At 69.9% G+C, this 14,080-nt stretch carries 14 protein-coding genes; 5 read left to right on the forward strand and 9 right to left on the reverse strand.

The window, feature by feature from the left end; genetic code table 11:
• Positions 1-4: 4 nt before the first annotated feature.
• The 4 genes from ACQP1K_RS20260 to ACQP1K_RS20275 all read right to left on the reverse strand — a co-directional run bounded on the left by ACQP1K_RS20260 (position 5) and on the right by ACQP1K_RS20275 (position 3,291).
• Positions 5-1,303, reverse strand: a complete 1,299-nt coding sequence (locus tag ACQP1K_RS20260; protein WP_433497280.1) for a hemolysin family protein — start codon at positions 1,301-1,303, stop codon at positions 5-7.
• Positions 1,300-1,770, reverse strand: coding sequence for an rRNA maturation RNase YbeY (gene ybeY, locus ACQP1K_RS20265; RefSeq protein ID WP_433501598.1), 471 nt, complete (start codon positions 1,768-1,770; stop codon positions 1,300-1,302). Before ybeY ends, ACQP1K_RS20260 begins: the two co-directional genes overlap by 4 nt.
• Positions 1,771-1,850: 80 nt before the next feature.
• Positions 1,851-2,873, reverse strand: coding sequence for a PhoH family protein (locus ACQP1K_RS20270; protein ID WP_433497281.1), 1,023 nt, complete (start codon positions 2,871-2,873; stop codon positions 1,851-1,853).
• Positions 2,874-2,946: 73 nt separating this feature from the next.
• Positions 2,947-3,291 carry a histidine triad nucleotide-binding protein gene (locus tag ACQP1K_RS20275; RefSeq protein WP_433497282.1) on the reverse strand — a complete coding sequence of 115 codons (345 nt, stop codon included), beginning with the start codon at positions 3,289-3,291 and terminating at the stop codon, positions 2,947-2,949.
• Between the two features lie 119 nt (positions 3,292-3,410).
• Here ACQP1K_RS20275 and ACQP1K_RS20280 point away from each other — a divergent pair, with 119 nt between their 5' ends.
• Positions 3,411-4,016, forward strand: a complete 606-nt coding sequence (locus ACQP1K_RS20280; RefSeq protein ID WP_433497283.1) for a SigE family RNA polymerase sigma factor — start codon at positions 3,411-3,413, stop codon at positions 4,014-4,016.
• Positions 4,013-4,729: a hypothetical protein gene (locus tag ACQP1K_RS20285; RefSeq protein WP_433497284.1), complete on the forward strand. Its 717-nt coding sequence runs from the start codon at positions 4,013-4,015 to the stop codon at positions 4,727-4,729. The genes ACQP1K_RS20280 and ACQP1K_RS20285 overlap by 4 nt, the downstream gene beginning before the upstream one ends.
• Positions 4,730-4,775: 46 nt before the next feature.
• Here the strand turns inward: ACQP1K_RS20285 and ACQP1K_RS20290 are convergent, their stop codons facing one another.
• Genes ACQP1K_RS20290 through hrcA form a run of 3 tightly spaced genes read right to left on the reverse strand, consistent with a single transcriptional unit; the run spans position 4,776 to position 7,720 of the window.
• Complete coding sequence (locus ACQP1K_RS20290) at positions 4,776-5,537, reverse strand: 16S rRNA (uracil(1498)-N(3))-methyltransferase (RefSeq protein WP_433497285.1); 762 nt, start codon at positions 5,535-5,537, stop codon at positions 4,776-4,778.
• Positions 5,538-5,566: 29 nt separating this feature from the next.
• Positions 5,567-6,700, reverse strand: a complete 1,134-nt coding sequence (gene dnaJ, locus ACQP1K_RS20295) for a molecular chaperone DnaJ (protein WP_433501599.1) — start codon at positions 6,698-6,700, stop codon at positions 5,567-5,569.
• A gap of 6 nt (positions 6,701-6,706) precedes the next feature.
• Positions 6,707-7,720: a heat-inducible transcriptional repressor HrcA gene (hrcA, locus tag ACQP1K_RS20300; protein WP_433497286.1), complete on the reverse strand. Its 1,014-nt coding sequence runs from the start codon at positions 7,718-7,720 to the stop codon at positions 6,707-6,709.
• Positions 7,721-7,949: 229 nt separating this feature from the next.
• Here hrcA and ACQP1K_RS20305 point away from each other — a divergent pair, with 229 nt between their 5' ends.
• Complete coding sequence (locus tag ACQP1K_RS20305; protein ID WP_433497287.1) at positions 7,950-8,765, forward strand: DUF3097 domain-containing protein; 816 nt, start codon at positions 7,950-7,952, stop codon at positions 8,763-8,765.
• 319 nt (positions 8,766-9,084) lie between these two features.
• Here ACQP1K_RS20305 and hemW read toward each other — a convergent pair whose 3' ends face one another.
• Together hemW and lepA are read right to left on the reverse strand one after the other, a co-directional pair.
• Positions 9,085-10,314, reverse strand: a complete 1,230-nt coding sequence (hemW, locus tag ACQP1K_RS20310) for a radical SAM family heme chaperone HemW (RefSeq protein ID WP_433497288.1) — start codon at positions 10,312-10,314, stop codon at positions 9,085-9,087.
• A 196-nt stretch (positions 10,315-10,510) separates the two neighbouring features.
• Entirely contained in the window at positions 10,511-12,340 is a 1,830-nt protein-coding gene (gene lepA / locus ACQP1K_RS20315; RefSeq protein WP_433497289.1) for a translation elongation factor 4, read from the reverse strand.
• Between the two features lie 140 nt (positions 12,341-12,480).
• Between lepA and ACQP1K_RS20320 the strand changes: the two genes are divergently transcribed.
• Both ACQP1K_RS20320 and rpsT read left to right on the forward strand, forming a co-directional pair.
• Entirely contained in the window at positions 12,481-13,503 is a 1,023-nt protein-coding gene (locus ACQP1K_RS20320) for a hypothetical protein (RefSeq protein ID WP_433497290.1), read from the forward strand.
• 208 nt (positions 13,504-13,711) lie between these two features.
• Positions 13,712-13,984: a 30S ribosomal protein S20 gene (rpsT, locus tag ACQP1K_RS20325; RefSeq protein ID WP_055481530.1), complete on the forward strand. Its 273-nt coding sequence runs from the start codon at positions 13,712-13,714 to the stop codon at positions 13,982-13,984.
• Positions 13,985-14,080: the final 96 nt, after the last annotated feature.

The following is a 14,080-nucleotide window of genomic DNA, read 5'->3' on the forward strand; positions in this document are numbered from 1 at the left end:
CCGGTCACTCGTGTTCCGCGGCGGCGGCGACGATCTCGTCCCCGCTGTCGGGCGGCGGTACGCGGCGCACGACGACGGTGCTGATCCGGTTACGGCGGCCCGCCAGGTTCTCGGCGGTGAGACGCAGCCCGCCGATCGTGGCCTGGGAGCCGGCGATCGGCACGCGGCCCAGCGCGTGGGCGAGCAGCCCGCCGACGGTGTCCACGTCCTCGGCCTCGATCTCGGCGCCGAACAGCTCGGCCAGCTCGTCGACCGGCAGACGGGCGGTGACCCGCACCACGCCGTCGTCGAGCCACTCGACCGGAGGGATCTCCTGATCGTACTCGTCGGTGATCTCCCCGACGATCTCCTCGATCACGTCCTCGATGGTGACGAGCCCGGCGGTGCCGCCGTACTCGTCGATGACGATGGCGAGGTGGGTCTGCCTGGCCTGCATCTCGCGCAGCAGCTCGTCGATCGGCTTGCTCTCCGGCACGTACGTCGCCGGACGCATCAGCCCGTCCACCCGTGCGGCCGAGTCCCCGGTGTCCTGCATGCGGCGGACGATGTCCTTGAGGTAGGCGATGCCGACGACGTCGTCCTCGTTCTCCCCCACCACCGGAATACGGGAGAACCCGCTGCGCAGGGCGAGCGAGAGCGCCTGGCTCAGGGTCTTGCCCCGTTCGATGAAGACCATATCCGTGCGCGGGACCATGACCTCCCGGACCAGGGTGTCGCCCAGCTCGAAGACCGAGTGGATCATTTCCCGCTCGTCGGGCTCGATGACCCGGCGTTCCTCGGCCAGGTCGACCAGGTCGCGCAGCTCGGCCTCGGAGGTGAACGGCCCCTCGCGGAAGCCGCGGCCCGGCGTGAGCGCGTTGCCCAGCAGGATCAGCAGCTTGGGCAGCGGGCCGAAGATCCGGGTCAGGCCGTACACGATGGGCGCGCTCGCCAGCGCGACCGGCTCCGCGTGCTGGCGGCCGAGCGTACGCGGCGAGACGCCGACGATCACATAGCTCACGATGATCATGACGACGGCCGCAGCCGCATAGGCCTGCCCCTGATCGCCGAGCCAGTCGATGAACAGCAGGGTGGCGATCACGGTGGCGATCAGCTCGCAGCTCAGCCGGAGCAGCAGCACCAGGTTGAGGTAGCGGGGCGGGTCGGCGACGATCGCGCGCAGCGGCCGAGCCCCGCGCCGCCCCTCCTTGAGGAACTCCTCCGCACGCACCCGGGAGATGCGGGACAGCGCGGTCTCGGCACTCGCCAGCAGGCCGCCGATCACGATCAGGATGACGGCAGACAGCAGCCAGCCGTTGTTCACGGCTTCCGCCGCACCTCCCGCCACGATCCGAGCAGCTCATCCTGCAGGCCGAACATCTCGGCGTGCTCCTCGGGCTCCGCGTGGTCGTAGCCGAGCAGGTGCAGGATGCCGTGCGTGCACAGCAGCTCCAGCTCGTCCTGCGCGGCGTGCCCGGCCTCGGCCGCCTGCCTGGCGGCGACCTGCGGGCAGAGCACGACGTCACCGAGCAGAGCCGGGTCCGGCGAGGAGTCCTCGTCCCTGCCGGAGTCGGGCCGCAGCTCGTCCATCGGGAAGGCGAGCACGTCGGTCGGGCCGGGCTCGCCCATCCACTGCTCGTGCAGCTCGGCCATCGCCGGCTCGTCGATCACCAGGATCGACAGCTCGGCGAGCGGGTTGACGCCCATCTTGCCGAGCACGTGGCCGGCCAGCTCCACGAGTGCGGACTCGTCGACCTCCACACCCGACTCGTTGGCCACCTCGATGCTCAAACCGATCTCCTCGTCCGGTCCGCCCGCGCCCCCGGCCCCCGATTCCACGGTCCCCGGATCCGGGGGCGTCATGCCCTCGATCACCGTCTGCCCCGCGGCCGTTTGTTGGCGATGGTCCGCGGCTCGGAGGCCAGCGCCGCGTCATAGCGTCCGTAGGCGTCGACGATGTCGCTCACCAGCCGGTGCCGGACCACGTCGGCGCTGGTGAGCCTGCTGAAGTGGATGTCGTCGATGCCCTCGAGGATGTTCTGGACCACCTTCAGCCCACTCTCCTGGCCGCCCGGGAGGTCGATCTGGGTCACGTCGCCGGTGACGACGATCTTCGAGTTGAAGCCCAGCCGGGTCAGGAACATCTTCATCTGCTCGGGCGAGGTGTTCTGTGCCTCGTCGAGGATGATGAACGCGTCGTTGAGCGTGCGGCCACGCATGTACGCCAGCGGCGCGACCTCGATCGTGCCGGCGGCCATCAGCCGCGGGATCGACTCGGGATCGATCATGTCGTGCAGTGCGTCGTAGAGCGGCCGCAGGTACGGATCGATCTTCTCGTAGAGCGTCCCGGGCAGGAAGCCCAGCCGCTCCCCGGCCTCGACGGCGGGGCGGGTCAGGATGATCCGGTTGGCCCGCTTGTTCTGCAGTGCCTTCACGGCCTTCGCCATCGCGAGATACGTCTTGCCAGTGCCCGCGGGGCCGATGCCGAAGACGATCGTGTGCTTGTCGATCGCGTCGACGTACCGCTTCTGGTTGACCGTCTTGGGACGGATCGTCCGGCCGCGCGCGGAGAGGATGTCCAGGGAGAGCACCTCTGCTGGGCGGTCGGTCGCCATCCGCAGCATGGCAATGCTGCGCTCCACGGCGTCCGGGGTCAGCTCGGCGCCCGAGCCGACCAGCTCGACGAGCTCCTCGAAGAGACGGACGACGACGCCGCTCTCCTCCGGGCCGCCGGTAATGGTGATCTCGTTGCCGCGTACGTGGATGTCCGCTTTGACGGACTTCTCGATGACCCGCAGCAGTTCGTCACGCGAACCGAGGAGGCTGACCATCGACTGCCCCTCGGGAATGACCACCTTGGCCTGGGTCCTGTTGGTTTGCTGTGACTCGGTCATGGGCGGCCCTACGGCCTGCTCGCCTCCCTAATTCCTTTTCATGCTAGCGCCCCCGGCCGGGCCGCCGGGGGGCTCAGCCGGGCGGCCAGGTGAGGCCACGGCCGCCCAGCACGTGCGCGTGGACGTGGAAGACCGTCTGGCCGGCGCCGGACCCGGTGTTGAACACGATCCGGTACCCCGACTCCGCCACGCCCTCCTGGACGGCCACCGCGTGACACGCCTTGAGCACGTCGTCGGCGAGGCCGTCGTCGGCGGCGGCCAGGGCGGCCGCGTTCTCGTAGTGGGACTTCGGTACGACGAGGACGTGTGTCGGCGCCTGCGGGTTGATGTCGCGGAAGGCCAGTGCGCGTCCGGCCTCCAGCACGATCTCAGCGGGCACCTGCTTGGCCACGATCTTGCAGAACAGACAGTCGGTCACAGGGCAACATTAGCCGTTGTCGATCCGTGATGACGCTGATGATCCCGCCGGATAACCTGAGGTTGTGCGAGACTGCACAGGAAAAAATCCCTAGCGTCGGGCGAGGACAGCGCTGGGCCATGCCCCCTAATGACTCGGAAGAACGTAAACCCCCCGGGAATGACGAGCGTCATATCGACGTGACCATTGAGACCCTCGTGGCCGACCGGTCGCTGGGAGCGGTGCCCGTCGGCTGGGACGCCGACACGGCCGTTACAGCGCTCTACAGCGCCCATTATCGGTCCCTGGTGCGTCTCGCGGTGCTTCTGGTGCGCGATGTGGCCAGCGCAGAAGAGGTCGTCCAGGACGCGTTCGTCGCCATTCACGGGGCGTGGCGCCGCCTGAGGGACACCGACAAGGCGCTCGCCTACCTGCGCCAGTCGGTCGTCAACCGTTCTCGTTCCGTGCTGCGCCACCGCGCGGTCGTGGAGAAGTACGCCCCCAAGGGCCTGCCCGACGCCCCCAGCGCGGAGAACGGCGCGATCGGCGAGTTGGAGCGCTCCGCGGTCATCGAGGCACTTCGCCGCCTGCCCACCCGGCAGCGCGAGGCGCTGGTGCTGCGTTACTACGGTGACCTGTCGGAGGCCGAGATCGCGCACGCGATGGGCATCAGCAAGGGCGCGGTGAAAAGTCACACGTCCCGCGGCATGGCCGCACTACGGATGGCACTGGAGCAGTTCTCATGACCTTCCCGCCCGACGACGAGTACGGCGAGTCGCTGCGCCGTGCCCTGCGCGCGGAGGCGGACTCGGTCGTACCGTCTCCCGAAGGGCTCGAGATCATCCGCGCCCGGATCGCGAGGCGCGGCGTGCGCAACCTGTTCTGGTGGCGGGTCGGCGCATCCTTCGCGGGCGCCGTCCTCGTGGCCGGCGCGACCGTGATGATCATCCCGGACCTGCGCACCCAGGTGGTCGAGAGCACCGGCCTGTCTCAGACGACCAGCGTGGACGACGGGGAACGCGACACCTCGTCCATGACCCGCCCACCGGCGGCGACGCGGCCCCCGGCCGTGGTCGTCCCCTCGGTCGGCGGAACCCGCATCCATCAGCCGAGCCCGACCCCGGTGACGTCCACGCCGACTCCGCAGCGGACCTGGCCGAGCCCCAAGCCCTCGCCGTCGAGTCCGAGCCCGTGCCCCTCCCCCGCGCCCGACGCCGAGCCCCACAGGCCCGGGACGGCCGAGGCGGAGCCCGGAGCCACTCCCCCGGCCGCGTCGTCCTGCCCGCCCGTGCCGACGGCGCAACCACCGGCGTCCGTACCCGTGCCGACGATCACCACCGCGACGTCGACGCCGCACACGACGCCCTCTCCGCACCGGCCGGCTCCCCCGCGGCACAGCCCCGTGCACACCCCCACCCCCACGCCCACACCCACCCCCGACGAGTCGCCGGCCCCCTGACGCGCCCGGGAATCGCGGGGATCCGCTACGACGGGGTCCGCGGGGGTCACCAGCGGCCGCAGCGGGACAGCAGCACGGCCGCAGCGGCGATCCCCGCCGTCGACGTGCGCAGCACCGTCGGTCCGAGCAGGGCGGGTACGGCTCCCGCCGCGCGGAACTCGGCGATCTCCGCATCGGTGATGCCGCCCTCGGGGCCGACCACGACGACGATGTCGCGCCGGTCGCGGGCATCGGCGAGATCGCCGGGGACGGCGAGACCGCTGAGGGGCTCGGCGGCCTCCTCGTGCAGCACGACCGCCAGCGCGGCCGAGGCGATCAGGCCGGCGACGCGTGCCGTGGTGGCCTGCTCGGTCACCTCGGGCAGATGAAACCGGCGGGACTGCTTGGCGGCCTCGCGGGCCGTGCCGCGCCAGCGGCCGAGCGCCTTGGCGGCCCGGTCGCCCTGCCATCGGGTCACGCAGCGTGCCGCGGCCCACGGCACGATCACGTCCACGCCCGCCTCGGTCATCATCTCGACCGCGAGCTCACCCCGATCGCCCTTGGGCAGTCCCTGGACCACGATCAGGCGGGGCCGGGGCGGCTCGACCTCGAACCACCGGAGCACCTCCGCGGTCAGCCGGTCTCTGCCCACGTCCAGGACCACGCACTCGGCGACCCGGCCGGCCCCGTCGGTGAGGTCGAGCCGCTCGCCGGGGCGCATCCTGCGTACGGCGGCCGCGTGCCGGCCCTCGGGACCGTCGAGGACGACGCGGTCACCGCCCCCCGCCGGCCGGCCGGCCGCCTCCGACAGGAACACCGGAACGCTCATGCGCTCGTGCCTTCGTCTCCGATCGGGGGTCAGCGGCCGTTGAACGCGTCGCGCAGTCGGGAGAAGAAGCCCTGCTGCCCCGGGGAGAACTTGCCCGGCGGCCGCTCCTCGCCGCGCAGCTTGGCCAGCTCCCGCAGCAGTTCCTCCTGCTGGGCGTCCAGTTTGAGCGGGGTCTCGACGTTGACGTGGATCAGCAGGTCGCCCCTGCCGGTCTCGTTGAGCCGCTGGACGCCCTTGCCGTACAGGGGGATGACCTGTCCGGCCTGGGTGCCGGGCCGTACGTCGATGTCCTGCGGGCCGTCCAGCGTCTCGACGGTGAGCGAGGTGCCGAGCGCGGCGGCCGTCATCGGGATGTGGACCGTGCAGTGCAGGTCGTCGCCCCGGCGTTCGAAGATCGCATGCGGCCGCTCGGCGATCTCCAGGAAGAGGTCGCCGGGAGGCCCGCCGCCGGGGCCGATCTCGCCCTCGCCGGCGAGCTGGATGTGGGTGCCGTCCTCGACTCCGGCCGGAATCCTGACCTTGATCGTGCGCCGGGTGCGCACCCGGCCCTCGCCGGAGCACTCCATGCACGGGTTACGGATCACGCTGCCGTAGCCGCCGCACTGCGGGCACGGGCGGGAGGTCATGACCTGGCCGAGGAACGAGCGGGTCACCTGGGACACCTCGCCGCGGCCGTGGCACATGTCGCAGGTGTCGGGGTGGGTGCCGGCCGCGGCCCCGGAACCCTGGCAGACGTCGCACAGCACCGCGGTGTCGACCACGATCTCCCGGGTGGTGCCGAACGCGGCCTCCGCCAGGTCGAGCTCGACCCGGATCGTGGCGTTGCGCCCGCGCCGGGCACGCGAACGCGGCCCCCTGGACGCGCCGGCCGAACCGAAGAACGCGTCCATGATGTCGCTGAACGGGAAGCCGGCCCCGAAGCCGCCTGCCCCGGCGCCCGCTCCCCCGCCGAACGGGTCGCCGCCCAGGTCGTACATGCGGCGCTTGTTCGCGTCGGACAGCACCTCGTACGCCTGGGTGATGTCCTTGAACCGCTCCTGGGTCTGGGGATCGGGGTTGACGTCCGGGTGCAGCTCGCGGGCGAGCCGCCGATACGCCTTCTTGATCTCGTCCGGGCCGGCGTCGCGGCGGACTCCGAGGATCTCGTAATAGTCCTTTGCCACTGCCACTTACGACCCCGCCAGGATCTGGCCGACGTAGCGCGCAACGGCGCGCACCGCACCCATCGTCACCGGATAGTCCATTCGCGTCGGGCCCAGCACTCCGAGCCGGGCCAGTTCCTTGTCGCCCGAACCGTATCCCGCGGCCACGATAGAGGTACCCCGCAGACCGCTGTAGGGATTTTCCGAACCGATCCGGACCGTGAGTTCCGAAATGCCGCCGGTCTCGCCCAGGAGCCGCATGAGGACCACCTGCTCCTCCAGCGCCTCCAGCACGTCACGCAGGCCCACGCTGAAGTCGGCTGCGGCGAGGTTGGCGGCCCCGGCGAACACGATCTTCTCTTCGTGCCGTTCGACCAGGGTCTCCAGGAGCACCGACAGGATCGTGACGGCCACCTGCCGGTCCTCCGGCGGCAGCCGCTCGGGGAGGTCGGCCACGGTCTCCGGCACCATGGACAGGCCGCAGCCGTCCAGGCAGCTGTTGAGCACCGCGCGCATGTTCCCGATCCGCTCGTCGGCGACGTCCTCTGGGAGGTCGATCACCCGCTGCTCGACCCGGCCGGTGTTCGTGATCAGCACGAGCATGACCCGCCGCTCGGCCAGGGGCACGATCTCCACGTGCCGGATGGACGACCTCGTCAGCGAGGGGTACTGGACCACGGCGACCTGCCGGGTGAGCTGCGCGAGCAGGCGCACCGTACGCATGACGATCTCGTCGAGATCGACCGCTCCGGCGAGGAACGTCTCGATCGCCCTGCGCTCCGCCACGGACAGCGGTTTGATCGACGAGAGCCGGTCGACGAACAGCCGGTAGCCCTTGTCCGTCGGCACCCTTCCCGCGCTCGTGTGCGGCTGACGGATGTACCCCTGCTCCTCCAGCGCCGCCATGTCGTTGCGGATCGTCGCCGGGGAGACGCCGAGGTTGTGCCTGTCCGCGAGGGCCTTGGAACCCACCGGCTCATTGGTGGACACGTAGTCCTCGACGATGGCGCGTAGCACCGCCAGCTTGCGGTCGTCGAGCAATGTGTCACCTCCCTGTGCCTGGAAACACCGACTCTGGCACTCTGTGTTCCCGAGTGCCAAGTGTACGGCCACTGCGACCTGCGGTGCGCTAACGCCCGCGACACAATGGACAACCAACCCTAAGCATGTTAAATGCGAACTTTTTCCGTAATTCTTGGCAATCCGTACATTAGCCGCCGCTCCCCGGTGGGCGGCCCCGTCCACCGCCTCGTTTGCTAGCGTTCCCGGCATGTATGGGCGGGACGTGCTCTCCGGTGACTGGCGACGGCCCAGACGCGGTCAGATCCCGGAGATCGAAGCGGAGCACGACCTCGTGGTCGAAGACGCGGAGGGACGGTTCTGCGGCGCGGTGGTGGCCTGCGACAAGGAGGCCGTCACGCTGGAGGACCGGTTCGGACGGCGGCGGGTCTTCCCGCTGACGCCCGCCGGGTTCCTCCTCGACGGCGAACCCGTCACATTGGTACGGCCGGCCGCCGCGCCGAAGGGACCCCGGCGGAGCGCGTCGGGATCGATAGCGGTCGAGGGGCTGCGCGCTCGTGTCGCCAGGGAGAGCCGGATCTACGTCGAAGGGGTGCACGACGCCTCCCTGGTGGAGAAGATCTGGGGACACGACCTGCGGGTGGAGGGTGTCGCCGTCGAGTTCCTGGAGGGGATCGACGACCTGCCCGGCATCGTCGAGGAGTTCGCCCCCGGGCCCGGGCGGCGACTGGGCGTGCTCGTCGATCACCTCGTGCCGGGCTCGAAGGAGAGCCGGATCGCCGCCCGCGTGTCGGGCGACCACGTGCTGGTGGTCGGCCATCCGTACGTGGACGTCTGGCAGGCGGTCAAACCGGCCGCGGTCGGCATCCCGGCCTGGCCCGACGTGCCGAAGGGCATCCCCTGGAAGGAAGGCGTGATCGCGGCCCTGGGCTGGCGGATGGAGCCCGGGGAGGCATGGCGCCACATCCTCGGCCGGGTCGGCGAATACACCGACTTGGAGCCCGAGCTCCTCGGCCGCGTCGAGGAGCTGATCGACTTCGTCACCGACCCCACCCCGGATGCCTGACCCCACCCCCCACCCCCCACCGCCCACCGTGATCTTGCAGATTCTCGCAGCCTAGCCCACTGACCTGCGGAGGAGCCTCCACCGATCTTGCACTTTCTCGCAGACAAGTGGGTTGACGTGCACTTATACCTTCGGTGATCTTGCAGTTGGCAAAGTAGTGCAAGATCACCGAAGCCGTTTCACCTGGTCAGGGTGCACGCCTGCGAGAAACTGCAAGATCACGAACGCGAAGTGCCTGCTCTTGGCCCTGTGTGCGAGTATTCGCAAGATCACGGGCGAGGAGTCGCGGGGCGGGGGGCCGTGGATGGGCGACGGGTTTTCAGCCGTAGGCGAGGGCGAGGTCTCGGGTCAGGGCGTCGGCGAGGAGACGGCCGCGCAGCGTGAGCACGGCCCGGCCGCGCTTGAACGGCTCGACCTCCAGCAGCCCGTCGGCCAGCGCGCGGGCACATGACGTACGGGCGCCGGGGGCGAGGTCGGGCAGCGGGAAGCCGTCCGCCAGACGCAGTTCCAGCATCAGCCGTTCGACGGCGCGATCGCTCGGGGCGAGGACCTCACGCGCGTGGGCGGGCGACGCGCCCGCGGCGAGACGGGCGGCGTATGCGGCCGGGTGCTTGACGTTCCACCACCGGGTCCCGCCGACGTGGCTGTGCGCACCCGGCCCGGCGCCCCACCAGTCCCCGCCGGTCCAGTAGAGCAGGTTGTGACGGCAGCGCGCCTCGTCCCCCGCGGCCCAGTTGGAGATCTCGTACCAGCTCAGCCCGGCGGCTGACAGTCTCTCCTCGGCGATGAGGTAGCGGTCGGCCGCCACGTCGTCGTCGGGCATGGGCAGTTCGCCGCGGCGGATGCGGGCGGCCAGCCGGGTGCCGTCCTCGACGATCAGCGAGTACGCCGACACGTGGTCGGGGCCGGCGGCCAGCGCCGCGTCGAGAGAAGCACGCCAGTCGTCGTCGCTCTCCCCCGGCGTGCCGTAGATCAGGTCGAGGTTGACGTGCTCGAAACCGGCCTCGCGGGCCTCTCGTACGGCCTGGGCCGCCCGCCCCGGGGTGTGCCGGCGGTCGAGCACCCGCAGTACGTGCTCCGCTGCGCTCTGCATGCCGAAGCTCATCCGGGTGAAGCCGCCGCCGCGCAGGGTCTCCAGGTGTGCCGGGCCGACGGACTCGGGGTTGGCCTCGGTGGTCACCTCGGCCCCCGGGGTCAGGCCGAACTCAGCGCCGATCGCGTGGAGGATCCGTACCAGATCGGCAGCGGGCAGCAGCGTCGGCGTGCCTCCGCCGAAGAACACGGTCTCGACGGGGGGCGCAGCGTCCCCGAGCACCCGGCGGGCCAGCCGCACCTCCTCGACGACGGTGTCCGCGTAGTCCCGCCGCGACGCGCCCGGGCCCAGTTCCTCGGCCGTGTAGGTGTTGAAGTCGCAGTAGCCGCAGCGGGTGAGGCAGAACGGCACATGTACGTAGAAACCGAACGGGCGGGATCCCAGCCCGGTCAGCGCCCCGGACGGCAGCGCGCCGGAGGCGGGGACGGGATCGCCGTCGGGAAGCACGGAAGGCACGGCTACAAGTCTGCCGCGCCCGCGCGCATGCCATCGACGCCCCATGTGCACGCGGTCTTCCGACCTCGGCCGTTTTCAGCGCGATTCAGCGAGAAGCCCCGAGCGATCGGGCCCGTTCCGGCCGGAAGGGTGGGAGTCCGGCGTGATCGACGCCGGAAAGCGCCCGGCGGAAACCGCGTTCGCCCGGCTCGGCGTCCTATTTCTTGCCCTTCTCCGCGGATCCCGAGTCGGTGGAAAGGGCGGCGACGAACGCCTCCTGCGGCACCTCGACGCGGCCCACCATCTTCATCCGCTTCTTGCCTTCCTTCTGCTTCTCCAGCAGCTTGCGCTTACGGCTGATGTCACCGCCGTAGCACTTGGCGAGCACGTCCTTGCGGATGGCCCGGATGTTCTCCCTGGCGATCACGCGGGCGCCGATGGCCGCCTGGATGGGCACCTCGAACTGCTGCCGCGGGATGAGGTCCTTGAGCTTCTTGGCCATCTCGACGCCGTAGGCGTACGCCTTCTCCCGGTGGACGATCGCGCTGAAGGCGTCGACGGCCTCCCCCTGCAGCAGGATGTCCACCTTCACCAGGTCGGCCTCCTGCTCGCCCTGCGGCTCGTAGTCGAGCGAGGCGTAGCCGCGGGTCTTCGACTTGAGCTGGTCGAAGAAGTCGAAGATGATCTCACCGAGGGGCAGGGTGTAGCGGATCTCGACCCGGTCCTCGGAGAGGTAGTCCATACCGAGCAGCTGCCCCCGGCGCCCCTGGCAGAGCTCCATGATGCCGCCGATGAACTCGGCCGGCGCGAGCAGCGTGGCCTTCACCATCGGCTCGAAGATCTGGGCGATCTTGCCCTCAGGGAACTCGGAGGGGTTGGTGACGATGAGCTCCCGGCCGTCCTCCATCACCACGCGGTAGACGACGTTCGGCGAGGTCGAGATCAGCGACAGGTTGAACTCGCGCTCCAGCCGCTCCCGCACGATCTCCATGTGCAGCAGGCCGAGGAAGCCGCAGCGGAAGCCGAAGCCGAGCGCGGCGGAGGTCTCCGGCTCGTAGACGAGCGCGGCGTCGTTCAGCCGCAGCTTGTCGAGCGCGTCGCGCAGCTCGGCGTAGTCGTCGCCGTCGACCGGATAGAGCCCGGAGAACACCATCGGCTTGGGATGCTCGTAGCCGCCCAGCGGCTCGTCGGCCGACTTGACCGCGCTGGTGACCGTGTCACCCACCCGGGACTGGCGGACGTCCTTCACCCCGGTGATCAGATATCCCACCTCGCCGACGCCGAGGCCCTGGTCGGACGGCCGGGGCTCGGGCGCGATGACACCGATCTCCAGCAGCTCGTGCTGGGCTCCGGTCGACATCATGAGCACCCGCTCGCGCTTGGACAGGTGCCCGTCGAAGACCCTGACGTACGTCACAACGCCGCGATAGGTGTCGTAGACCGAGTCGAAGATCAGGGCGCGGGCGGGCGCCCCCTCGTTCCCCACCGGCGCGGGGACGTGCTCCACCACGTGGTCGAGCAGCTCCTTGACCCCCACCCCGGTCTTGCCGGACACCCGCAGCACGTCTCCGGCGTCGCAGCCGATGAGGCCCGCGATCTCCTCGGCGTACTTGTCCGGCTGTGCGGCCGGCAGGTCGATCTTGTTGAGCACCGGGATGATGTGCAGGTCGGCGTTCATGGCCAGGTAGAGGTTGGCCAGCGTCTGCGCCTCGATGCCCTGTGCGGCGTCGACGAGCAGGATCGCGCCCTCACAGGCCTCCAGGGAACGGGACACCTCGTAGGTGAAGTCCACGTGGCCCGGAGTGTCGATCATGTTGAGGACGTGGCCGTTCCAGGGGAGCCGGACGGCCTGGGACTTGATCGTGATGCCGCGTTCCCGCTCGATGTCCATCCGATCCAGGTACTGCGCGCGCATCGACCTCTCGTCCACCACGCCGGTGAGTTGCAGCATGCGGTCGGCGAGTGTGGACTTGCCATGGTCGATGTGCGCGATGATGCAGAAGTTGCGGATCAACGCGGGGTCGGTCTGGCCAGGCTGAGTGCGCACCGAGGTCCGTTTCAACAAGGGCTTTGACAAAAGCGGTTATCTGTCAGGTCCGGCCGTCCCGCCTCGCGGGCGTCCGGCCTTTCCATCCGGCGGGCTGGCGGACCCGCCACCCTCCATGGTGGCATGTCCGGATGCTTGCCATGACCACCAGACGTGTCGTCCGCCTGGTCTCGGGTCTCTTACGGCTGGTCGCCCTCGTGGCGGCCGTGCTCGTACTGCTCGGCCTCGCGGCGGCGGGGGTGCTGCGCTGGAAGTTCGCCGGCACCCCCGCTTCCTGGGCGAAGACGACCGGGAACGACGCGCTGTGGATGGGGCACGCGTGGGTGGACGGCCGCCGCACGGCGGCCGATGTGGACGCCCTGGCCGTACGGCTGCGCGGGACCGGGATCAGGGACGTGTACGTGCACAGCGGGCCGTTGGCCTACGACGGCACCCTGCGACCCGATAAATACCCTAATGCGCGAAATTTCCTGAAATGGTGGCGTGAGCGGCTGCCGGAGGTCCGGGTTTCGGCCTGGCTCGGTCAGAAAGTGGGCGCGGACGACGACCCGCGACTGGACCTCGCCGACCCGGCGGCTCGGGAGCGGATCGTCACGGGTGCGCGTGCGCTGATCGACCTGGGCTTCGACGGCATCCACTACGACTTCGAGCCGGTGCCCGACGGGAGCACGGCGTTCCTGAACGTGCTGCGGGAGACGCGGCAGGCGATCGGGACGAAACCGCTGACCACCGCCACCCAGCAGATCGAGCCGTTCCCCGGGCTGCGCCACCCGGCCCGGCTGGCGATCGGGCACGACAAGTACTGGTCGCCGGACTACTTCCGCCAGGTCGCCGGACTGACCGACCAGGTGGCGATCATGACCTATGACTCGGGCACGCCGTTGCAGTCCCTCTACGGCGGATTCGTCGTACGGCAGGCCGAGATCGCGCTGGACCTGGTGCCCGAGGAGAAGACCCTGCTCATCGGGGCTCCGGCCTACCACGACCACGGTGTCTCCTGGGGCGACGCCGCCGAGAGCGTGACGGCCGCCGCCGACGGCACCCGGCTCGCGCTGACCGAACACGGCCCGAGGACCAGGATCGGCCTGGCGCTCTACATCGACTTCGCCGCCACGGAGGAGGACTGGAGCGAATATCGGACGGCCTGGGTCGACCCTCGCTGACGGCCGGAGCCGACCGATTGGGTTCATCCCATCCATCGGCCGGCGCCGCGATATCATGAGACACGTCCACAGGCGCCGGCATCGACGGCCCGGCGGTGTGATTTGAGCGTCGGGCCCGGCTGTGGGTATCCTGTTGAACTGCGTGTGGCGCGCCCTCTCTCAAGCCCGCGCGCCCATCCGACCAAGACTTCATACCGAGGCTTTCTTCGTGGCGAACATCAAGTCCCAGATCAAGCGCAACCGGCAGAACGAGAAGCGTCGGCTGCGCAACAAGGCCGTCAAGTCTTCCCTGAAGACCGCGGTCCGCAGGTTCCGCGAGGCCGCAGACCAGGGCAACGTGGAAGAAGCCACCGTCCTCCTGCGTGCCGCCTCCCGTCAGCTCGACAAGGCCGTCAGCAAGGGCGTCATTCACAAGAACCAGGCCGCCAACCGCAAGTCGGCGATCGCCCAGCGCGCCGCCGCCCTGCAGGCCGCCAAGTAACGTCCTCCGCGACACCACACCGCCGCATCCCGTGCATCGGGGTGCGGCGTTCTGGTGTTCGGCGGTGGATTCCGTGTGCCGCGAAAAATCTTGCGC

It is taken from the genome of Sphaerimonospora sp. CA-214678 (assembly GCF_050942215.1).
Taxonomy (GTDB): domain Bacteria; phylum Actinomycetota; class Actinomycetes; order Streptosporangiales; family Streptosporangiaceae; genus Sphaerimonospora.